The sequence below is a fragment of the Lentilactobacillus sp. TOM.63 genome (assembly GCF_030361045.1).
Lineage (GTDB): Bacteria > Bacillota > Bacilli > Lactobacillales > Lactobacillaceae > Lentilactobacillus > Lentilactobacillus dabitei.
This window is the reverse complement of record NZ_JAUCAP010000025.1, coordinates 1-21,709: the sequence shown is the minus strand read 5'-3', so window position 1 is coordinate 21,709 and position 21,709 is coordinate 1. Positions and strand designations below refer to the sequence as shown.

The window sequence follows — 21,709 nt, the reverse complement described above, 5'->3', positions numbered from 1 at the left end:
AATCCAAATGAAAAAGACAAATCTTCCAATATTTTCTGTGGAAGATTTGTCCTTTTTTGTTATGCCCCAGGAGTTGTCCGCTCGTTCTGCCACACTTCAGCAATTAATTGGTTAGCCATCACCTTACAAATCAATTCAATCAACTGGTCCTGCATGTATTTGGTTGCGTCAAAGGTAACCGCATGGCCATTAATCTTAGTCAGGGTCATCCCCTTTGTTTCAATGGCAATCTGATACTTGGCAAACGTGGTCACAATTTCCTGCAGCTTTTTTTCATTCATCAATTTACTGGCCTCCCAACTTCAATTTTAGCCGCCATTCATCTTGACGAACTTGGTTGTCAGTTAAGCGCAGATCCATGTATGGAGTCACCGATAATAAGAAATCCTTCACCTGTTCATAGTGAGCCTTGCTGGAAAAATAATGATTGGCTTTCCGCTGTGACAACTTATCAATTTTAGCCTGTAAGTCCTTCAAATAGGCTTCAACCAACTGAATGGTATTTTCTCGAATACTGGCCACGTAAGCAATCTTTTCGTCCTTAGGATCTTCAATTTCCAATTCTTCAACTAAGTGAAAATTGTTAAGTTGGTCAGCATCGGCATTCAATAAGTCAATCTCGTGATTCAAGACAGCCGCTTTGAAGCCTTCAAGATCAGTTTTATCCAGATAGGCTGGCAGCTCATGACCATTCACCTTTACCAACAATTGTGCCTTTCGGGTAATCCCGGCGCCAAATTTGATATGGATCACAAAATTCTTTTTCCCAATATAATTGACATTATCCAAAATAAGCTGGGGATTATTGGTCACAACCATCCCCAAAGCAAAGTATCGGGCGTGTTTAGTTTTCAATAATTGACCAAATTTCGGTTCCATCACTGCCTCCGATTTCGTTGGATTCAATGTTTTAATTGTATAACGTCAAATTTCGACTGTATAGTGTTTTTAGTTTGTTCAGCTATTGTATAATGTAGGGCAGTGAAAAATCGAAAGGAGGGGCAACATGACTGTTCATCAAATTGGCATTCGCGAGCTAGTTGAATTTTTACTGCGAACCGGCGACTTGAGTCCTGTCATCAGCAGTGAAAACACCCCTCAGGAAGGCAGTCGGATTCACCGAAAAATCCAGCGGAGTCGACCAAGCACCTACAACGCTGAAGTCGCCCTTAAAACTTCATTTGATTATCAAAATGATGAGTATGTCATCAATGGGCGAGCGGATGGGATCGATACCAAACATGACCAGATCTTGATTGAAGAAATCAAAACGTCCGATCTCGAATACACAGCAATCCCGCAGTCCACCCTCGATCTTTATTGGGGACAAGTGAAAGTGTACGCCTATATCGTCCTTCAGGATCAAGATCTGGCGTCGCTCACCATGCAGCTGACGTATATCCAAACTCCAGATGAAATCATCACCACCAAGCAGCAAGTCATCACGAAAGATGAGGCCAATCAATTTTTTACTGACCTCATCACCGAATACAAAGAGTGGCTCAAGTTGCGCCGTGAACTTGACGAGCGCCGAATTTTTTCAGCTAAACAACTCAAATTTCCATTTGCCAACTATCGTCCCGGCCAACATCAACTCGCAACCAATGTCTATAAGACGATCATGCTGGAAAAGCACTTATTTGTTGAAGCGCCGACTGGAACTGGTAAGACCATTTCAACCCTCTTTCCAGCCATTAAATCAATGGGCGAGGAATTGATTAGGCGGGTCTTCTATTTCACCGCCAAGCAAAGCACGCGCCACGTTGTAGAAGATACTATTTCAATCATGAGTAAAAAAGGGCTAACCCTCAAAAGCATCACCCTCACGGCCAAAGACAAGATCACCTTCCCGGCAGAAAAGGATGTTGCCCCCGAAGAGAATCCTTACATGGTGGGCTACTATGATCGGGTTCGTCCCGCCATTAAAGACCTCATCCAAAACGAGAATCAAATCACCAAAGAAACGATTCAAAAATATGCTGAAAAGCACAAGGTTGACCCGTTTGAATATTCACTGGATGTCAGCCTATTTTGTGATGTGATCATCTGCGACTACAACTACCTGTTCGATCCCCAAGTCCACTTACAGCGATTCTTTTCGGTTCCCGATAAAGACAACTGTTTTCTGATCGATGAAGTCCATAACCTGGTCCAACGATCAAGAGAAATGTACTCAGCCACCTTGGAGTCAACCCCGATTGACCCCTTAATCAAGCTGTTATCACGTAAAAAAGCTGCGAACGCCAAATTAATTAGCAAGCTCAAATCACTGAAGCGCTCATTCAAACGTTATAGTAAGGATGCTGCAGCAACCGTTGATCACCAGCTTGCCCAGCTTGAACCACTAACGAATTTCAACACTACCCTCGGTGATTTGATTGAGGTTACTCATCAATGGTTAGCTACTCAACCGCCGAGTGACACGGTTGATGCGGTGATTGACTATTACTTCGCCTGTCGCAGTTATTATTTGATGGTGCAATTTTATGACGAAACTTACCGTACCAGAATAATCGTCAACGGTAATCGAATCGTTTTCCGTCAGTTTTGTTTGGACCCCAGCGAGCACCTCAAGGAAAGCTTGGACTTAGGGCGGGCAGCGATTCTCTTTTCAGCAACCCTCAGCCCAATTAACTATTATCAACAAGTTCTGGGAAATGAAGAAGAGAGCTTGTGCATGATTTCCAATTCTTCATTTCCACAAAAAAATTCTCAGGTCATTATCGCCAATAACATCAACACCCTCTACGCCAACCGGCAAAATAGTATCGAGCCAATTTGTGAGACCATTTTGACCATGATTTCGGCAAAAGCTGGCCATTACATGGTCTTCTTTCCGTCCACCACTTACATGAACTTAGTCCTCAACCGCTTTGTGGAACGTTACCCGGACGTGACCGTTGTCAATCAGCGCCCTGATATGGATAACGCCGACCGACAAGAATTTCTGGATGAATTTCGCAGCCCCGATGGTCAAACCAAAGTCGGGTTTGCCCTTCTTGGCGGGATTTTTTCTGAAGGAATCGACTTGAAATACGACGCGTTAATTGGTGTCGGTATCGTGAGCGTGGGTTTGCCTGGCATGAATGAAGAATCTGACTTGATCAGGGATTATTTTGATCAACTCAATGGTCAGGGATTTTCATTTGCCTACCAACTTCCGGGATTTAACAACGTCAGCCAGGCAGCCGGCCGGGTCATTCGCACTAACGACGACAAAGGCGTGATCGTGCTGATGGATCGGCGATTTAATCAAACCCGTTATCGCCAAATTTTTCCGCAGAACTGGCAAAATATTCAAGTTTCAAATAATGACCGTCAGCTGAATCATTTATTGGGACAATTTTGGAAGAATGGCAATGTTTGAGAACGAGTCGCTTTCTGGACACACTCACTCTGGTTCCCATTCACAATTGGGTGTATACTAATATCGCTATTTGTAATTGGACTATGCCAGGAGGGGTTATATTGAAATTAGCAATGTATGAAGATAAGCCAACATTGGTGGCTCTCCAAAATAATCAATTCTGGGGAGTCCCAGTTGATGGCTACAACTCAATCGACGACATTTTAAACGATTGGCAGGGATTCGTATCCAAAGTTCTGATTGATGTCAGTGACGAAAAAATCATTAACAACGATGATTCCAAGGCACTTGATCCATCTCAGTTTGAGTTACCCGTTCAACATCCCCGTCAAATTCCAGCAATCGGCTTCAATTATCTTGATCACATGAAAGAAATGGCAACTGCCAAGCCTAAGGCCCCCAACGTCTTTAACAAATTTGTCAGTTCCTTGGCGGGTCCGCAGAACGCCATTCACTTGAGCAGCGATACCGTGGACTGGGAAACCGAATTAGTAGTTGTCATTGGCCGCGGTGGCCGCAACATCAGCCGTGAAGACGCCGAAGATGCGATTGCCGGCTACATGGTCGGCCAAGACCTTTCCGATCGGCAGATGCAGTCAATTGACGGTGCCGGCACTCAATTTGATCTCAGCAAGTCATTTAAGCACTATTCACCAGTTGGCCCTTACATAAGCACAATCGCCGATACCGATGACATTGTTTCCAAGCAAGTTGTTACCAAGGTCAATGGTGAAATCGTCCAACAGGCAACCATTGACCAGATGATCTTCGATATTCAGACGCTTGTATCCTATATTTCCGGCGTCATTGACCTGTATCCTGGTGATCTCATCTTCACTGGAACTCCTAGTGGAACCGGAGTTGGTCGGGATCCACAAGTATTCTTGAAATCTGGCGATATCATTACCAGTGAAATTGATGGCTTGGGAGCTATTTCAACGAAAGTTAATTAACGAGTTAAATACAAAAATTCCGGGAGAAGTTGTCTCTCGGAATTTTTTGATTGGTCTGTTGATGTTTAATGCAAGGGGCTTGGCGGCGGGGATCACCCGGGTCTCGTCACACTCTTCGCAACACACTAACCCCTTCCGGTACCGCAAAGTCCTTTTGGAGCATGGTTAATTTGCCAGATTCTGCATCTCTGGCATATAATGTGGCATTGTCAGAATTTTGATTTAAACAAATCACAAATGACTCGTCATCGCTCAAGTTGAAATCTCGTGGGAAATCGCCTTCCGTTGAGATTCGTTGGATTAATTTCAGGTCACCTTTTTCATCTGAACTGAATACGGCGATCGTATTATTGCCACGGTTGGAGACATACACAAATTTGCCATCGCTGGATTGTCTAACGGCAGCTGCGCCATTATGTTCCGTCCAGTCATCTGGAATGGTTGATAAAATATTTCTCAGTGACAGCTGACCGTTCTTGGCATCATAATCCAAGACGGCAATATTACTGCTCAATTCACCTACCAGATAGGCCACGTGCTTTTTCTCATCGAAAGTGATGTGACGAGGGCCATAACCGTCCTCCATCTGTAATTCACTGACCGGCGTTAACTTACCAGCCTCACTTACGTCATAAATAAAGACCTTGTCAATCCCCAGGTCAACGACAACGACCCGATTATCCGGAGTCAAGTCGATATAATGTGGATGAGGGCCATCCTGCTGTTCCTTTCTGAAGCCAAGGGTTCCCTTATCCATAATTCGATCAGCCAAAGAAATTGACCCATCGTCGGCAATTTTATACGTACTGATAATGCCAGCGTGGTAATTAGCTGTGAAGACTAATTTACGAGCATCATCTACCGCGATATAAGCTGGCGAGGTTTCTTGATCGTGAATTCCGGCAATTGGGGCCAGCGGATAATTATCGTTGGTGCCATCCCACTCATAAAAGCCACCGGTGACATTACCATTATTGTCATCTCTGACCTTAGTGATCGCATAGATGCGTTTTTGCTTAGATTCGGCGACATAGGTGGGATCAATGGCGCTGCCAACAAATTCCAAATTTTTTAGTTTTTGATTATCTGTATCCAATTCAAGTTGATAAACACCTTTACTGATTCTTCTGGTGTAGGTTCCAATTAAATATGTTTCAGTCAAAATGATACCTCCAGTGATTCAGTTTATATATTCATTATGCCACAGATAAAGCGCAACCAAAATACTTTGAAAGCTTTTTCACGAAAGGATCGTTCTACATGACTTCATTTGAAAAGTTTCATCCCGTCTTAACTGCCCACTACACGTTAGATTGGCTCACCCAAACACCCATTAAACAAGTCGACGCCCTTTTTAATCAGCCAGCAATTTCAACCACCAAAGCTGATCATCTGCCCACTCAAATTTTGGATACCGTTAAAAGTATCAACCGGGTCATGCAAAAAGTGATGAATGGCGCTGAATTGACTTGGGGGATCACCAACTCCGATTCCCAGCAGTTTATTGGAGTCATCACAATCTCTGGCTTTGAAACCACCGATCAAGTTGGCAATATCGACTTCATCATTGACCAATCAGCAATTAATTCTTCAAAGGAAGTCATTGAACGAACAGTGAAATTTGCCAGCGACCATTTTAATTTTTCAAGCATGCAGATTGAACTCGCCCAAAAAGATGATCAGATGATTCAGATTCTGGCAGGGCTTGGCTTTTCTCAGATATCCCCATTAACATTCACAACTCCACTGTAAGCAGCCAATCTGTCGCAATTGAGTCACTTATTATTTGTAACCAATTTGTAACTTCATAATGATTGAATAAATTGTCAAAACATATTAGAATGATTCTAAAGTAGTTAACGATTCTATTTCACGTCATTGTGTGAAGGAGGCCCACCATGCCCACTAATTCAACATTAAACCACTCACTTGGTCGCCTGAAGGAACAAGGCGTTCGGATCACACCACAGCGAGAAATTATTTTGGACTATTTGATCACCCACCATAATCACCCATCTGTCGATACAATTCGGGAAGGGATTGAATCTAAGCTTCCCAATTTAAGTGTTGCCACCATTTATAACACCCTGAAACTATTAGTGGATAAGGGCTTGGTGATTGAATTACCAAATAACGACGGTGGCATTCGCTACGACTTTTTTGGCTTTCCTCACTATCACGCGATCTGTGAAAATTGTGGAAAAATTATCGATATTTTCGACGATGAGTATCCAGATATCGTTAACCATGTCCGAGAAACAACCACAGCAAAGACTGGTTTCCTAATAACGGGAACTCAACTCGAAGTTTCCGGTATCTGCCCAGATTGCCAACGCAAACTCCATTTGGATAGCAGTTCTAAACAATAACCGGTTTGCTTTATTCACACAATTGTTACAAGCTAAACACACTGGTACATCAATGTTTTAATTGATTTTCACCCATTTTGTCAACAACTCTTAATATGATTGACAATAACAACGCCAAAGCCCGTGAGAACGCGTTAAATCGCGACTCATGGGCTTTTTGTCTGGTTGAAACTTCTTACCCAAATCGTTTATATTAACACTCGTAGCATTTAATCATGTAAATATTTAATATAAACAAGCCATTAAAACTTTTATTTTAAAACAGGCGACTATTAACAAACCATTATCAATTCTGAAGGGGAAATCATTTTGAAAAAGCAAACCATTTTAACTGCCGTTTGCTCGCTGTCATTTGCAGCACTCGGCCTATTTTCACTCAATGCCACGCCGGCCCATGCCAGCAGCGTCAACGGCTATATCGCCAGCAACAATATTGGCCATTCGAGCATCACGTCATCCATCTGGAGTGGCTTTCCCAAAAATAAATACCGCAACAACAAACCAGAAGGCGTTGTGGTTCACGAAACCGCAAACCCAAATTCAACCATTTATAATGAAATTGCGTATATGAAGCGCAACTATTCTGCTGCGTTTGTTCATACCTTTGTGGATGCCAGCCGAATTATTAACATTGCCAACACCAATTACTTGGCTTGGGGAGCGGGTTATCCCGCCAACGCCCGTTACGTTCAGTTTGAGCAGGTTCGCGTTCACAGTAAGTCAGCATTTGCTCACGAGATTGCAAATGCGGCCTACTATACCGCCTATATTTTGAACCAGTATGGCTTAACCCCAAACGATGCAGCTTATGATGGGAAAGGTACCGTCTGGTCACACGCCGGCGTTTCCAAATATCTTGGTGGCACCAATCATACCGATCCAACCAGCTACTACGCATCAATGGGGAAAACTTACTTTGGGGCCAGTTATACATTTGCCCAATTCTACCAATTGGTTAAGACAACTTACAATAACCTTCAAAGCAGCGGCTCAGCTCATGGGGCGATTACGTCGAGCGTGAAAAAATCATATGATCAAGTTTCGTATGCCAGTGCAGACTCACAAGCGTTATTAGGAGATAACTACGATTCATACAGGCTATACAATCATGTGAAAAATTCTCGGGCGACTATCAAAAAGTACTCGTGGTCCTCTGTCAAGCCGAAAGTTGGTAAGAAGGTCTATATTGATAACATTGGGACTAAAGATAATGGTCACGATTGGTACCGAATTCGTTTCTCATCGGATGCTGGGGCAACCAAATACTGGGTTTACGAAAAGGCCCTCAATTTGGAACAGTAACAGCCAATCAGTTGACAATGACGCATCAGTTAGGATATGATTACGGTGTTTTAGAAGACGAAGTAGTGCCCCTTAGAGAGGACCCCAATAGCTGAAAGGTGTCCGTTGTGCACGAATCCTATCTTCTTCATAATTTGTCTTAATCTGACACGGATCTTTCCGTTATAAAATCAAAAGTGTGAAGCCTAGCTTTGAATGAGAATGGTACCGCCCGCAATGGGTGTCTCAATTCAAGGCGGGCTTTTTTTATACAAAAATGGTGGTGAAAAAATGGGAACTAGAAAAATTAACGCAAATCGAATTGTCGTCAAAGTTGGAACGAGTAGCTTGATCCATCCAAATGGCGCCATTAATTTAGAAACCTTTGACCAGTTGGCCTATACCTTGAGTGCCCTCAATAACCAAGGAAAAGAATTGATTCTGGTTTCCTCTGGCGCAATGGGGGTTGGTCTTAATAAGATGCATCTCAAGCAGCGGCCAGCAGAAATTGGCGCTCAACAAGCACTATCAGCGATTGGGCAATCTGAATTGATGACCTTATTTACCCAACGGTTTGACCATTACCTGACAGATATCGCTCAAGTCCTGCTCACCCACGACATCTTCGACTATCCCAAGAGCAACAAGTTTGTTATGGACACATTCAATTGTTTGCTCAAGGACAATGTTGTCCCGGTTGTGAATGAAAATGACACTGTCGCAACCGATGAATTGGATCACCGGACAACCTTTGGTGATAATGACCAGTTGTCAGCAATCGTTGCCAGTCATATGAATGCCGATTTATTGATCGTCTTGTCAGACATCGACGGCTTTTATGACCAGAACCCCAAAAAGTTTACCGATGCGCATTTAATCAGTGAAGTTTCCAACGTTGCCGATGATGAGTTTACTGTTGCCGGCGGTAGTGGCAGTCGTTTCGGTACCGGTGGCATGCACACCAAGTTACTCGCCGCTCAACGCATGTTAGCTGAAGATCGGCAGATGGTGCTTGCTAACGGTAAAGACCCTCAGATCATTTTTGATATATTGGCTGGTAAACCCGTAGGAACCCTATTCTCAAAGGAGTGTGTTAACCATGAATGAGGAATTAATCCAAATAGGTCAAAATGCAAAGGCAGCTGCTTATAAATTGAATTTGTTAGATACCGTTACCAAGAACCAAATCTTGAACCAGTTTGCCGAATCCTTAGTTGCAAACACCGACGATATCCTGGCCGCAAACCAAAAGGACGTCAAAGATGCCAACGACATGCCGGCTAAATTTACTGACCGGCTTAAACTAACCGAACAACGCATCAAAGATATGGCAACCGGCTTACAACAAGTTGCTGCCCTTGCTGATCCGATCGGCAATATTGATAAGGGGTGGACCAACGATGCCGGCTTACTCATCGAAAAGCGGCGCGTGCCATTAGGTGTCGTTGCCATGATTTTTGAGGCCCGGCCAAACGTCACCGTTGACGCGTCTGCCCTCACCTTTAAAAGTGGCAACGCCGTTATTCTTCGAGGCGGTAAGGAAGCTTTGAACAGCAATCTCGCCCTCGCCAACGTTTTACGGGGTGTCCTTAAGAGAAATGGCCTGGATGAAAATGCAATCCAAATTTTACACGACACCAGCCATGCCACTGCCAATGATTTAATGCATCTCAATCAATACGTTGACGTGTTGATTCCCCGTGGCGGGGCGGGCCTCATTAATGCAGTTGTCAAAAATTCCACTGTCCCCGTCATCGAAACTGGGGCCGGCAACTGTCACATCTATGTTGATAAGGACGCCGAAGAACAAATGGCCATTGACATCATCGTGAACGCCAAGGTGCAACGTCCCTCTGTTTGTAACGCAGCTGAAAAATTGCTGATCCATCAAGACATTGCGGCCCAAATGCTGCCAGCCATCGCCCAAGCACTCTCCGATCATGGGGTTGAGTTGCGGGGTGATGACCGCAGCCGGGCAATCGTCCCTTCAATTCGACCAGCAACCGATGAAGACTGGTCAACTGAGTACAATGATTTGATCATGGCAATCAAAGTCGTTGACGATGAACAGGCTGCCATCGATCACATCAATACCTATTCCACTGGCCATTCAGAAGTCATCATTTCAGACAATTATCAAAGCGGTCAAGCGTTCTTGACCAAAATCGATTCAGCGTGCGTTTACGTCAATGCTTCGACCAGATTCACCGATGGCTTTGAGTTTGGATTTGGTGCCGAAATCGGCATCAGTACCCAGAAGTTGCATGCACGGGGCCCGATGGGATTAACTGAACTGACCACCACTAAGTATGTGATCCGTGGAAATGGCCAGGTTAGAAAATAATCTCAAGGATGGACATTAGTCAGCCAAGGGTTTATAAATGCAACTTAACTTTCCCGTCTTATATCGATAAAACTTGTGACAAACGGCTGATCCCGGCCATTTAAGCCAAATAAGCACTTCGAAATCAAAATCCGCAGCTTGGATTTTGGCTTCGAAGTGCTTATTTAGTTTACGATCATTTATTCATTGTTTTATCCTGAACTTTTTTCAACCGAAAGCTCATCATCCAAGTCGTAATTGGAATTGTCAGGACGACCCCAATCAGCGACACCACAATTGCAATCAGCTCAGCGGCGAACACCTTATCATTCAAGATTTCACCCAATGAGTAGTTCAAACCGTAGAACCAAATGAACAGCGCCAAGGAGCTACCGAAGAAGCCAAAGAACAGGGTGTTGACGGCCGTACCGATAATCTGCTTGCCGATAAAAACGCCATCAGCAAATAATTCACCACTTCGAATTTTATCATGCTGGGTCAAAATTTCATCCAGGCCTGAAGCGATCGCAATCGCGGCTTCGGCAATCGCACCAAGTGAACTCAAAATAGCTGTGGCAATTGCAATCTTGGTGAAGTCAATCCCAATGTAGGTCGACAGGCCCTCTAACTCCTCGCTGTCCTCCAGGCCGAACCCACCAACCTGCGCCCAATACTCGATTGGGATAATGATCACAATGAGGAGAATCAAGATGACACACGAAGCTTGAAATGCGGTGGTAGAGGCATTATCGCTGGCGCTACTCCAGAAGATCGTAATGGACAGCAGAATCACGCTGGCAACTACGGTCACAATAATCGGTGGCGTGTGAAAAGCAATCAGGACAATCGAGAAGAACAGGATTCCAAAATTGACCACCATACTTAGAAATGAAGTGACCCCCTGCTTGCCGCCAACAATCATCATTAAGACAAGCAAAACAATTCCCAGACATGTAATTGATCCCATCAGCGTTCATCCCCTTTGATCCACAAGCCAGCAAATAGACTGGATAAAATGACCGTCAAAACAATGCCAATGCCACTAATCAGACTAGAAGTCATCCCCAGTGACATGTTCATCGAAAACGAATATTGCCACGTATTGCCATTTTTCAAATATAACAACGTCATCGGCAATGTTTCCGCCATGAAAATGAAGAATAGGACGTTAATCAGCGGTCCCATGATCGATTTTCCAATCTGGCGGCCAGAATTGAACACCTGCATTTTAGAAAGTTCGGGCTTCTCAGTCTTCAAGGTCGCCAATGAGGCCACAATATCAGTGGCTTCATCCATGACGGCACCAAGGACCCCGATCAAAACCTCGGCGATAAAGAGTGGTTTCGGCAGCTGAGTTACATATTGCATCGATTCATAATAAACCCCTTTTTCATGGGTAATACCAAAGACCATTAACGTGATCAAAATGGTGATTGCGGTTGCCACCAACACCGCTGAGAGGGTCACCAACATTTTCCGACTCCACCCCATGACTAAAAACAGAGTGACAAAGCAGAAAATCACGGCAAGAATGCTAAAGATTAAAATCACGGCAGCCCCGTCATTATTGTGATCAATCATGATCGCAATCCAAAACAGAATGGTATTAATGACGATGCTGGAGATGACAGTCACCCCTTTCCATTTTAAGATGATAAACAACAGACTGATTGCCAAGGCAAACAGAAAGGCAATTGGCGCATCCCGCTTCAAATCTTTGACGGTTGCGTGAAGTTTGGGACTTGTATGGAGAGTGATAAACAGTTTCTGTCCCTTTACGTAATGATGATCCATTGCGTGGGCGTCTGAATAAGCGTTATCAATCGTCAGCCGATGACCAGCATATTTACCATTCACGATCTTGCCGTAAAGCGTCTGCTGATGATAATGATCAACGTTTTGAAACTCATCAGTCATTTTGGATGTCTTGCCCGATTCCACCTTGGTCACTTCAAAAATCGGCTGGGAATATAAGGCATCATTATGCATAAATAAAAACGCGGTCAAAAAGCAAAAGGCGATTGCGATGAAGACTTGAACCCACGTCATCTTGTTCGTTAATTTATTATCCATGTCAGCCATCTTTTCAAAATTAAGTTAGTGTTATTGTAACATTTGAAAAGATCAGTTAAAGGGTAATCGTTACATATTAAAAAAACCGCAAACAATGACTAATTGCTTGCAGCTTCTGATCACCCACCAGATTTTCCAGTCTGGCACCGAGATTTCTTCCGGTTAGGTGGACGCTGATCAATGTACTTGGGCCCGGACTTTCGAGTAACGCCGCTCACTTCTAAAAAGGACGCTGATTCAAACCTTAAAAGTCAGGATTTAAACCAGCGTCCACTGTTAAAAATGATCCTAAAAGCCAGCTTCTTTCTATGCCCGCTGGTCAATAACCATCACATTCACTTGAGAATGGCGAACCACATACGCGGTGGTCGAGCCTAAAATCGCTCTGGAGATGCCGTTGACACCCGATTTCCCCATGACGATCAAGGATGCGCCGTATTTTTCCGGTAATTCTTTTGAAATTTGAACCTTTGGCACCCCAACGACAAAGTGGGTTTCTGCCTTGGCACCTGCTTTTTCAGCTTGTTGCTTAGCATCAGCCAAAATCTCTTCGCCACGCTCACGAAATGTCTCCATCACATCTTGGCCTAAAGTGACCCCATATTGAACATATCTTTGGTCACTGGACACCGACACAATTTGCAGCGTTGACCCAAATTTTGCGGAAAGGGTGGCTGCTTCGCCAACCGCATGCTTGGAATTTTCACTTCCATCAACTGGGACTAAGATTGTTTCATACATAACCGACACCTCCAAATTGGTATTTTCACTTTTAGTTTACCATTTCAGGCATGATTAGACATGCATAAGGATTGTTAGTTTGATAAATGTTTCAGAATCGTTTGATTAGCTGCCAATTCGGTGTGTCGACTCGCTAACCGATCTTGAAAGCCTCCACAAATAAATTTCTCTTCGGCACTTTCAGGCACTAATTTTGGAAACTGGATTTGCTGAGGATTCGCCATCACAATTAAGGTGCAGAATGCAATGAACGCCGGTCGCACTGCTCTCGTTTGCTTATTGAACGTTAAAAATTTGATGAACACCTCAACTGATCGTTTATCGGCGCCAGTCACATACGACGTGCATTTCAGAATATCTTCCGGCGTGGCTGGGCTGACAAACTGAATGTGATCGTAACCAGCCGTCACGAAATCTAAGTCAGCAGGAATGAATTTAGCCGCTGCCAAGCCAGCATTGGCATCCAAGATTTCCAGCGTCTTGCCACCAAATTGAATCCCACCATTATTGAGGTCAGCGGGAAAAATATAACTTTCATGAATCGCATAGGTTGCTGCACAAGTCATTTTCTCGATAAAGATCGCCTCCAAAAACATCATGCGGACCATACTTGCTATCATGATACCTTTTTTGGTGGCGCGAGGACAACTTCCACCACCGTAATTTTTAAATCAATCGATTGCAAATTCTCGTTCATATGTTACAATCTTCATATGAAAGAAGTGACATATATGACCAATGAATCGGATCTTTCGACTCAGCCAAGCTTGATTGATTCAAAACACCTCTCCGAATCGGAACGGATTTTTAAGTTACTCAGCAATCCCACGCGGCTGCAAATGCTCAACGTGCTGGAACAGCAGGAATTAAATGTGACCGAATTAGGCCAACTCTTGAACCTGGAACAATCCGCCGTCTCTCACCAATTGTCCCTGCTACGGAAGCATCAGTTAGTGTCCGCAAAACGGGTCGGCAAATCAAACTATTATCAATTAGATGATCCCCACATTTTAGATATGATCAATGAAATGTTGGAACACGTGGATCACGTTATTAGGGGGAAGAAGCATGGCCAGTAACTCACAAACAATATCGCTCGTCACCAAAAGCCTCCATACCGAATATTTCTCAACGGCGTGGATGGCCTTCGAATTTATGGTGGGCTTTTATTCAGGCCTCAAAGCAGGTTCAATTCTGCTGATTGCGTTTGGCCTTGATAGCTTTTTAGAAATCATCTCCGGCAGCACCTTGATATGGCGGCTGCGAAAAGAAAACGCCGGCGCACCCGCAGCCGAAATTGAAAACGCGGAACGCCGATCATCGTTAATCGTTGGCAGCGTTCTACTACTGCTGTCAGTTTACGTGGTTGGTGTCTCACTCTTTAATCTGTTTGCTCACCAGGCTGCAGACACCAGTTTTTCTGGGATTGCCATCGCAATTGCCTCGGTCATTTTAATGCCAGTCTTAACTTTAAAGAAACGATCACTGGGAAAATCATTACATTCAGATGCGTTGGTAGAAGATGGTATGTGCAACATCACCTGCGCTTACATGGCGGCAACCGTCTTGATTGGCGGCCTATTGACGGCCTTGTTTAATTGGTGGTGGGTTGATTCTGTCGCCGCGTTGATTTTAGTTTACTTCATTGCCAGTGAAGGTTGGGAATCATTTCAGGCAGGCCAAAACCGTGACTAATCAGGGCATTTAATAAAGCGAGGCGGGGAAATCTATTGATTTTCAATCAATGATTATTCACTTAGATTGCCGTAGCTACCTAAATAAAAGCTGCGCCAAACGGCTGATCCCAGAATTTAACGAAAAGAACCAACTATTCCAAAATCAGGAACAATTGGTTCTTTTCGTTAAATTCTGGGATCACAACGCCGATTGCCCCAGTCTCATCATATTTTCTTTGTCATCCAAACATCCGTCGTTTCAAAGCCACTCTTCTCGTAGAGATGAATGGCACGTTTGTTTTGACCAAACACGTGCAAACCGATTTTTTTGAACCCCAGGTGCTCCGCTTCATCATCGATGAGTTGGAGTGCCTTGGTTCCGAATCCTTGATTTTGATACGCTGGCGAAATCGAAATATCATAGATAAAGGCCTCTTCAGAACCGGCCTTGCGTTCCGCGAGCCAGACCACCCCAACCTTGGTGTTGCCCGCAACAATTTCATAGAGGTAATGTCCCGGGGTTGATAAGCCATCCGGGAGCAATTTTTCGAATTCTTGATTGGCCTTTGTCTGTGCGGTATCCTTTTCCCACGCTCCAGCGGCCACCTTTTGGTTAGCGTAATTGACAACTGCAGTTTGACGATATCTATCAAAATCTGATTGAGACATTTTCTCTAATTTGAGCAGAATAACCATCATCTCCTAATCAGATAGTATATTACAATATAACCAATCTTAATTAAAGAAGGCTACCCAAAAAATGGCACGATCAGTGAAATCACATTCCGAAAAATAACCGCAGGCATCCCAATGAAATCACGCCAACAATGACGATTACCAACAAGTTCTTCCAAATCACGGCACTGATGATGCTTGGGACTGAAGCTAAAAAGTTACCCCAATCAATTGATGGCAAATGACCAATATGTTGAACGAATAAATTTTCAAACCAAAGGGCAGACATGATGGCAATTGGAACGAAGCTCAAAAATTCGACCACGCCGGCTGACAATTTGAACTTTTTCAAGATGACAAATGGTAAAATCCGCGATAACCAAGTTACCAGCCCCGTCCCGATAATCGTAAACAGCACAAAATTAAAAGAAGACATGTTTCATCACCATCCCAAACGTGCAGGCTACCAAAGTCACCAGCAGAATTAATAAACTACTTGGAATAAAAATCAATCCAAGATAAATGGTCACCAATACGAATCCAACGACAATCAGTTGCAAGTTAAAGTTGATTGATTTATCCGAAATTAATTGCAAATACAAGAGCCCAATAAACATGGCAACTAACGCAAAGTCCAAGCCGAACTTCTCAGGATTACTGATGAAGTTGCCCAACACAGCCCCTACCAGAGAAGAAATAATCCAAGTTAAATATGAGATGACGTTTGCGGTATTGAACCAGCTAAAGTTCAGATGATTGTCTGTGTAGTTAAGTTTGTTCATTCCCAACGCAAAACTTTCATCAGTGAGCAATGTCCCCACCAACACATTTTTCAGGAGACTTTCCTTCTTGAAATATGGAGCCAAAGTCGTACTCATCAAAATCATTCTGGAGTTCACGAGAAAAACCGAAAAGATAATCGATAACAATGGACTATGGGTTACCAGCATGCTCACGATCACAAATTGGGCAGAACCGGCATATGTAATAATTGACATCAATGTCACTAATAATGGGCTGAGTCCGGCTGCCTTGCCAACAATTCCGAAGGCAACCCCAATCCCTATGTAGCCAAAAACAGTCGGCAGCGTTTCTTTGGCGCCGCTTGGAACGTTTAATTCATTGTTCATTTGGATACCTCCTTTAGAACATCATCTATGTAGCACCACGTTTGGGTTGGGTTATTTTGACTAACCTCACACGAACGTGTCCATGATACATTAATAAAATTCTAATCTGGGTCTCATTTAATGTCAACGGAAACTTGGCCTTAATTACGCTAAAAGATTAGCTATTTGCTTCCGGGAAACAACAAAAAGAGTGTTGAGCAATAAACGGCTGATCCCCGCCATTTAAGCAAAAAAAGTAATGCATTCCAAAACCAGAATGCATTACTTTTTTCACTTAAATTCTGGGATCGAATCGCCTAGGTCCTAATCTTTTCTTTTTACATAGTCACAATTTCATGACGTATTATTGATGATCTGCCATCAGTGCACGCTCAAAGGCCTCATAAGTCCCACTATCGAAACAAACCATCGTCACATCCAATGGCACATCAAATCCCTTAATCGCATCAATTGCGATCTTTGCGGCCTGGTCTAGGGGATAATCGTAGACGCCAGTGCTAATCGATGGAAAAGCCATCGTTTGACAGCCATTCTCGACCGCCCGTTTCAAACTATTCACATAAGAATTTCTCAGTAACTGCGGTTCATTTTGGCTGCCACCGCGCCAAATTGGTCCCGGAGTATGAATGACATATTTTGCTGGCAACTTAAATCCAGGCGTTACCTTCGCCTCACCAGTTGGACAACCATTTAATTTGCGACAAGCAGCATCCAATTCGGGTCCGGCTGCTCTATGAATGGCACCGTCAACACCGCCACCGCCTGACAAAGCCGTGTTAGCGGCATTCACGATTGCATCTACTTTCAGCTTGGTAATGTCACCCTTAATTAAATTAAATTTAGCCATCGGTTTTTCCTCCTCGTCGATGAACCTTTTCCCAATGTTTAATTTGTTCTAACCGTTTCTTGAAACGAATTTCGTTTCCTTGCTCAGTCGGCTCATAGTATGTCTGACCAACCAATGAATCCGGCATCGTTTGCATCGTGGTTAACTTGTCTTTGGCCTCATGGGCGTATTGATAGCCCTTCCCATAGCCCAACTCACTCATCAAATCAGTTGGGGAATTTCGCAACTGCAGGGGCACCGGTTCGTTGATCGAATGTTCCACATCTGTTTCGGCTTTGGTGACGGCTTTATAGACCGCATTGGACTTTGGTGCCAGGGACAAATAAATGACTGCTTCTGTCAAATGTACATTACACTCCGGCATCCCCAAAAATTGGCAGGCTTGAAAGACGTTAATCGCGACATTGAGCGCATTGGTATCAGCCAGCCCAATATCTTCGCTGGCAAACCGCACCAGTCGACGAGCAATATACAACGGGTCTTCACCGCCGCTCAACATCCTGGATACCCAATAAACCGCGGCATCCGGATCACTATTTCGCATGGACTTATGAACTGCAGAAATTAAATTGTAATGTTCTTCGCCGTGCTTATCATACAGAAATGATTTGGTATTCATTAATTGATGGAGACTGTCGGCGGTCACCTTAACTTGATTGCCAGTCTTGTCACCGTTATTAACGGCCATTTCCAGGGTGTTCAAGGCAACCCTGGCATCCCCATTGGCAAATTCAGCGATCGTCTTAATGGCAGCCTGGCTGATTTCAATTGCCTGCTTCGGAAACGCGGCTGGATTCTTCAAGGTCTGATGAATCAACTGCACAATATCCTCAACTTTGAGGCCGTGCAGGACGAACACCTTACACCGTGACAACAGCGCTGAATTAATTTCAAACGATGGGTTTTCAGTCGTGGCCCCAATCAGCGTAATGCTGCCTCGTTCGACAAAGGGCAAAAAAGCATCCTGTTGGGCCTTATTAAATCGGTGGATTTCATCAACGAAGACAACTGTCTTGCCGCCCATTTCCCGGTTAGCCTCAGCGTCCTTCATAATGTCACGAATTTCTTTAATCCCACTGGTGACGGCACTAAAGGTAATAAATTTCGCCTGGGTCTTCTTGGCAATGATCTCAGCCAAAGTTGTCTTCCCAACTCCCGGCGGCCCCCAGAAAATCAGTGACGGCAGCTGGTCGCTTTCGATGATTTCACGCAGCACTTTACCCTGGCCCACCAATTGCTCTTGGCCAACAAATTGGTCCAAAGTCGTCGGTCGGACTCGATAAGCCAGTGGTTGATTGGCTTTGCTGCTATTAGCAAATAACGATTCCTGCTTCAAAAAATCCACCTCCTAATTTGATATAGAACATATGTTTGTGTTTTCTAAGTTCATTATAACTGAACGTCATTTATATGTTAATACTAATCCTTCTCACATTTCATGGGGCCATTTCAACCATTCATCCTCTTAAAGCCACCTCTTAACGAAATTTCGCGCTATTTGATCCGCTGACCTGTTAATATTTGCGGTGTAAGGGAGATGACTTCGATGATTATCCAAACAAAAGAACTCACCAAAACATTCGGCGAAACGGTCGCTGTTAACCATATCAACATCTCAATTCATGAAGGTAGCCTCACCGCGATTTTGGGGCCGAATGGAGCTGGAAAAACAACCACCATGTCAATGCTCACCGGCTTGCTCAAACCCACTTCAGGAACAATTGGCCTTAATGAAGACACTAAAATAAGCATGGTCTTCCAGCAAAGTATCCTCGATAACCAGCTTTCGGCATATGAAAATTTGGTCATCCGCAGCCACATGTATCAGCCAGCAGCCACTGATCACCTTGCTTTCTTGATTGAAAAGATCGGCCTCAAACCGTTCATCAAGCAAAAATACGGCAGCTTATCAGGTGGTCAAAAACGACGGGTGGACATTGCCCGCGCCTTGATCAACCAACCGGACATTTTATTTCTAGACGAACCGACTACTGGGTTAGACATCCAAACCCGAGCAGCAATCTGGAACTTATTACATTTTCTGCAGAAGGATCGGGGGCTCACCGTCGTTTTAACCACCCATTATCTGGAAGAAACCGACCACGCCGACGAAGTTTATATCATTGATCATGGCAATGTCATTGCTGAAGGGCCTGCTGCCGCCATTAGGGAACGTTACTCCAAGAATCAATTAACCCTGCGAAGTCCAGATCCACAAAAAATCATTAAGCAACTTCCTACCACCATGAAATTTGTTCAAGATAAAGAAGCGATTCTCTGTTTTCCAACAAGTACGACGGCCACAATTGAGTTGCTGGCAAAATTCCCCAATGATCTTAGTGGTTTTGAATACCGCCCCGGCACGATGGATGATGCCTTTCTCAATTTGACCGGAAGGGAGATGCGTTAAGATGTTGTCATTATGTAAAAGAAATTTACTGCTCTATTTTCGTGACAAATCGGGCGTCTTCTTTTCGATTCTCGGCGCGATGATTTCGCTTGTCCTCTATGTGATTTTCATCAAAAAAAGTATGCTGGCTGAATGGTCTCAAGTTCCCGGAGCCAAGCAATTGTTAGATCTGTGGTTAATTGGTGGCACCCTGGCGATTACCGCAGTAACTGCGACGCTGGCCTCATGGGGGCAATTCGTGAAAGACGAAGAGCACAGTGTCCTCAAAGATTTTTATTTAACTGACATTTCCCCGTTTCAGCTTAAAATGAGTTACATGCATAGTGCCGGCATCATCGGCTTTATGATGCAACTCATCATGCTGGCAATGATGCTGGCTTATTTCAATGTCACTGACAACTTAGCGATTCCCTGGTCAAAGCTTTCGGCAATCATCCTTGTGGCTCTCTTGAGTTCCTATTTAGCCGTCATTCTCAATATGCTCATCACGCAATTTGTCCATAAGGTGGACACGTTTAGTAGGCTCAATTCGATTATTGGAACAGCCGCTGGATTCCTGATTGGGACTTACATTCCAATCGGCGCCCTACCCAATTTTGCCCAAATCTTGATCAAGCTCACACCACCGGCTTACGTTGCCGCCATCTATCGCCAAATCCTAATGGGTGATAAAATCAAGGCAGCCTTCAAAACACCGGATTACGAAGCTCATTTCAACAAATTAATGGGGGTTAAATTGAGTTGGTCGCACCTGTTGAGCTTGACTGCCACTTCAGAAATCTTATTCATCGTATTTTGGGGTAGTATTTTGGTGATTTTCATGACAGAATTGGTTAAGAAGAAGCAAAGTGCGATTGATATCATCAAATAATTCTGGATTAAGGAACTCGCTATATGGAAATTCACATTCAAAAAAATGAACAGTTAAAGGACAACGAAATCAACGTGACCGTGACTGCCAAGGAACGGTCACCCAAGGTTGATGCCCTATTGGCGCACCTGAAAAGCTACGAGTCCTTGCCGCCAACCGTCATCCCGATTAAATCAGAAGATCATGTTGTCCTGCTAAAACCCCAGGATATTATTTTAATCGATGTTACTGGCAACAATCTCTTGATCTACGCCAAGCAAACGGTTATCAACTCAAAAGGCCGGCTGTATGCGCTGGTTGCCAAGTTGAATAACCCGAATTTTGTTCAAATATCCAAACACGCTGTCATCAACTTGGATCATTTGCTTTCACTGGAAGATAGTTTTGCTGGCGGTATGACGGCCTTTTTAACTGGAGATTTAAAAACCAGCGTTAGCCGAAAATACCTCGGATTACTTGAACAACGGTTAGGATTGTGAGAATTAATATGAAATCATTAAAAATGAGCTTAAAATTCTTTTTTGAAGGTGTCGAAATTGGCTCGGCCATCTACCTAATTATCCTAATGATCGGTCTGCAGGCTTCAAGCCCAACACCACTGAATATTGCTAGCATTATGTTAATGGGCGGTTTGGTGGGTTTATGCTCATGGCTATTTGCATTTGAAAATATTCGCTTTTTGACCGCTTTTGCCATTCACTTTGTGTTCACGTTTATCTTGGTCATGATCATGATGGCAGTTAATGGCTGGCTTATTTGGCAAAGCCCAACGTTTTGGCTTGAAATTATCATTTTTTATTTGGTCGTTTATGCAATTGCCTGGGCATTAGTCAGAATTGGTAGTTATACCAAACTCAAGCGAATCAACGACGCCCTGAAAAAAAGAAATCAATAAAAAAGACGATCATCGATTTTCGGCTCTTCGTCAACTGTTGTTGGTGAAACTAAATTCGAGTTCTAATCACTTTGTGATTAGGGCTCTTTTTGTTTTGA

25 protein-coding genes are annotated in these 21,709 nt (G+C 43.8%); 13 read left to right on the top strand and 12 right to left on the bottom strand.

The genetic code is table 11. From position 1 onward, the window contains the following. Positions 1-59: 59 nt before the first annotated feature. Both QUF07_RS06685 and QUF07_RS06680 read right to left on the bottom strand, forming a co-directional pair. A complete protein-coding gene (locus QUF07_RS06685) occupies positions 60-281 on the bottom strand; it encodes a hypothetical protein (protein WP_353960960.1) in 222 nt (73 codons plus the stop codon). Between the two features lie 4 nt (positions 282-285). Further along, positions 286-879, bottom strand: coding sequence for a hypothetical protein (locus tag QUF07_RS06680; RefSeq protein WP_217163448.1), 594 nt, complete (start codon positions 877-879; stop codon positions 286-288). 127 nt (positions 880-1,006) lie between these two features. Between QUF07_RS06680 and QUF07_RS06675 the strand changes: the two genes are divergently transcribed. Further along, positions 1,007-3,367 (top strand): ATP-dependent DNA helicase, encoded by a 2,361-nt coding sequence (locus QUF07_RS06675; RefSeq protein ID WP_217163446.1) that lies wholly within the window; start codon positions 1,007-1,009, stop codon positions 3,365-3,367. Between the two features lie 101 nt (positions 3,368-3,468). Further along, on the top strand, positions 3,469-4,320 hold the full coding sequence (locus QUF07_RS06670) for a fumarylacetoacetate hydrolase family protein (protein ID WP_289427043.1): 852 nt from the start codon (positions 3,469-3,471) through the stop codon (positions 4,318-4,320). A gap of 106 nt (positions 4,321-4,426) precedes the next feature. Here the strand turns inward: QUF07_RS06670 and QUF07_RS06665 are convergent, their stop codons facing one another. Next, the gene (locus QUF07_RS06665; protein ID WP_217163442.1) at positions 4,427-5,482 is read right to left on the bottom strand and encodes a lactonase family protein; all 1,056 of its coding nucleotides are present in this window, start codon (positions 5,480-5,482) and stop codon (positions 4,427-4,429) included. 98 nt (positions 5,483-5,580) lie between these two features. Between QUF07_RS06665 and QUF07_RS06660 the strand changes: the two genes are divergently transcribed. The 5 genes from QUF07_RS06660 (at position 5,581) to QUF07_RS06640 (ending at position 10,314) form a co-directional block, all read left to right on the top strand. Then, positions 5,581-6,072 carry a GNAT family N-acetyltransferase gene (locus tag QUF07_RS06660; RefSeq protein WP_217341851.1) on the top strand — a complete coding sequence of 164 codons (492 nt, stop codon included), beginning with the start codon at positions 5,581-5,583 and terminating at the stop codon, positions 6,070-6,072. Between the two features lie 146 nt (positions 6,073-6,218). Continuing rightward, positions 6,219-6,689: a Fur family transcriptional regulator gene (locus tag QUF07_RS06655; RefSeq protein ID WP_289427042.1), complete on the top strand. Its 471-nt coding sequence runs from the start codon at positions 6,219-6,221 to the stop codon at positions 6,687-6,689. A gap of 309 nt (positions 6,690-6,998) precedes the next feature. Further along, positions 6,999-7,991, top strand: a complete 993-nt coding sequence (locus QUF07_RS06650) for a peptidoglycan recognition protein family protein (protein ID WP_217163435.1) — start codon at positions 6,999-7,001, stop codon at positions 7,989-7,991. A gap of 270 nt (positions 7,992-8,261) precedes the next feature. Continuing rightward, on the top strand, positions 8,262-9,077 hold the full coding sequence (proB, locus tag QUF07_RS06645) for a glutamate 5-kinase (RefSeq protein WP_217341852.1): 816 nt from the start codon (positions 8,262-8,264) through the stop codon (positions 9,075-9,077). After that, entirely contained in the window at positions 9,070-10,314 is a 1,245-nt protein-coding gene (locus tag QUF07_RS06640; RefSeq protein ID WP_217163430.1) for a glutamate-5-semialdehyde dehydrogenase, read from the top strand. Before proB ends, QUF07_RS06640 begins: the two co-directional genes overlap by 8 nt. 175 nt (positions 10,315-10,489) lie before the next feature. On the opposite strand, the gene QUF07_RS06635 is transcribed toward QUF07_RS06640, so the two are convergent. The 4 genes from QUF07_RS06635 to QUF07_RS06620 all read right to left on the bottom strand — a co-directional run bounded on the left by QUF07_RS06635 (position 10,490) and on the right by QUF07_RS06620 (position 13,727). Continuing rightward, positions 10,490-11,260 (bottom strand): YibE/F family protein, encoded by a 771-nt coding sequence (locus QUF07_RS06635; RefSeq protein WP_217163428.1) that lies wholly within the window; start codon positions 11,258-11,260, stop codon positions 10,490-10,492. Beyond that, positions 11,260-12,375, bottom strand: a complete 1,116-nt coding sequence (locus QUF07_RS06630) for a YibE/F family protein (protein WP_430673526.1) — start codon at positions 12,373-12,375, stop codon at positions 11,260-11,262. Before QUF07_RS06630 ends, QUF07_RS06635 begins: the two co-directional genes overlap by 1 nt. Positions 12,376-12,672: 297 nt before the next feature. Beyond that, complete coding sequence (locus QUF07_RS06625; RefSeq protein ID WP_289427041.1) at positions 12,673-13,107, bottom strand: universal stress protein; 435 nt, start codon at positions 13,105-13,107, stop codon at positions 12,673-12,675. Positions 13,108-13,181: 74 nt separating this feature from the next. Further along, complete coding sequence (locus QUF07_RS06620; RefSeq protein ID WP_249778602.1) at positions 13,182-13,727, bottom strand: acyl-CoA thioesterase; 546 nt, start codon at positions 13,725-13,727, stop codon at positions 13,182-13,184. Positions 13,728-13,838: 111 nt separating this feature from the next. Here QUF07_RS06620 and QUF07_RS06615 point away from each other — a divergent pair, with 111 nt between their 5' ends. Continuing rightward, the gene (locus QUF07_RS06615) at positions 13,839-14,186 is read left to right on the top strand and encodes an ArsR/SmtB family transcription factor (RefSeq protein WP_217163424.1); all 348 of its coding nucleotides are present in this window, start codon (positions 13,839-13,841) and stop codon (positions 14,184-14,186) included. Continuing rightward, on the top strand, positions 14,176-14,802 hold the full coding sequence (locus tag QUF07_RS06610; protein ID WP_217341855.1) for a cation efflux transmembrane domain-containing protein: 627 nt from the start codon (positions 14,176-14,178) through the stop codon (positions 14,800-14,802). The genes QUF07_RS06615 and QUF07_RS06610 overlap by 11 nt, the downstream gene beginning before the upstream one ends. Before the next feature lie 206 nt (positions 14,803-15,008). On the opposite strand, the gene QUF07_RS06605 is transcribed toward QUF07_RS06610, so the two are convergent. The 5 genes from QUF07_RS06605 to QUF07_RS06585 all read right to left on the bottom strand — a co-directional run bounded on the left by QUF07_RS06605 (position 15,009) and on the right by QUF07_RS06585 (position 18,771). Further along, complete coding sequence (locus QUF07_RS06605; protein WP_217163422.1) at positions 15,009-15,479, bottom strand: GNAT family N-acetyltransferase; 471 nt, start codon at positions 15,477-15,479, stop codon at positions 15,009-15,011. An 82-nt stretch (positions 15,480-15,561) separates the two neighbouring features. Next, positions 15,562-15,894, bottom strand: a complete 333-nt coding sequence (locus QUF07_RS06600; RefSeq protein WP_217163421.1) for an AzlD domain-containing protein — start codon at positions 15,892-15,894, stop codon at positions 15,562-15,564. Next, positions 15,881-16,588: an AzlC family ABC transporter permease gene (locus QUF07_RS06595; protein ID WP_289427040.1), complete on the bottom strand. Its 708-nt coding sequence runs from the start codon at positions 16,586-16,588 to the stop codon at positions 15,881-15,883. Before QUF07_RS06595 ends, QUF07_RS06600 begins: the two co-directional genes overlap by 14 nt. A 343-nt stretch (positions 16,589-16,931) precedes the next feature. After that, positions 16,932-17,435 (bottom strand): O-acetyl-ADP-ribose deacetylase, encoded by a 504-nt coding sequence (locus QUF07_RS06590; protein ID WP_217163418.1) that lies wholly within the window; start codon positions 17,433-17,435, stop codon positions 16,932-16,934. Beyond that, positions 17,428-18,771, bottom strand: a complete 1,344-nt coding sequence (locus QUF07_RS06585) for a replication-associated recombination protein A (protein WP_289427039.1) — start codon at positions 18,769-18,771, stop codon at positions 17,428-17,430. Before QUF07_RS06585 ends, QUF07_RS06590 begins: the two co-directional genes overlap by 8 nt. 210 nt (positions 18,772-18,981) lie before the next feature. Between QUF07_RS06585 and QUF07_RS06580 the strand changes: the two genes are divergently transcribed. Genes QUF07_RS06580 through QUF07_RS06565 form a run of 4 tightly spaced genes read left to right on the top strand, consistent with a single transcriptional unit; the run spans position 18,982 to position 21,611 of the window. Beyond that, positions 18,982-19,845 (top strand): ABC transporter ATP-binding protein, encoded by an 864-nt coding sequence (locus tag QUF07_RS06580; RefSeq protein WP_217163415.1) that lies wholly within the window; start codon positions 18,982-18,984, stop codon positions 19,843-19,845. A gap of 1 nt (position 19,846) precedes the next feature. Then, complete coding sequence (locus QUF07_RS06575) at positions 19,847-20,716, top strand: ABC transporter permease (protein ID WP_289427038.1); 870 nt, start codon at positions 19,847-19,849, stop codon at positions 20,714-20,716. Positions 20,717-20,739: 23 nt separating this feature from the next. Beyond that, complete coding sequence (locus QUF07_RS06570) at positions 20,740-21,195, top strand: LytTR family DNA-binding domain-containing protein (RefSeq protein WP_289427037.1); 456 nt, start codon at positions 20,740-20,742, stop codon at positions 21,193-21,195. Between the two features lie 8 nt (positions 21,196-21,203). Then, the gene (locus QUF07_RS06565) at positions 21,204-21,611 is read left to right on the top strand and encodes a DUF3021 domain-containing protein (RefSeq protein WP_217163408.1); all 408 of its coding nucleotides are present in this window, start codon (positions 21,204-21,206) and stop codon (positions 21,609-21,611) included. The last annotated feature ends 98 nt before the right edge of the window (positions 21,612-21,709 follow it).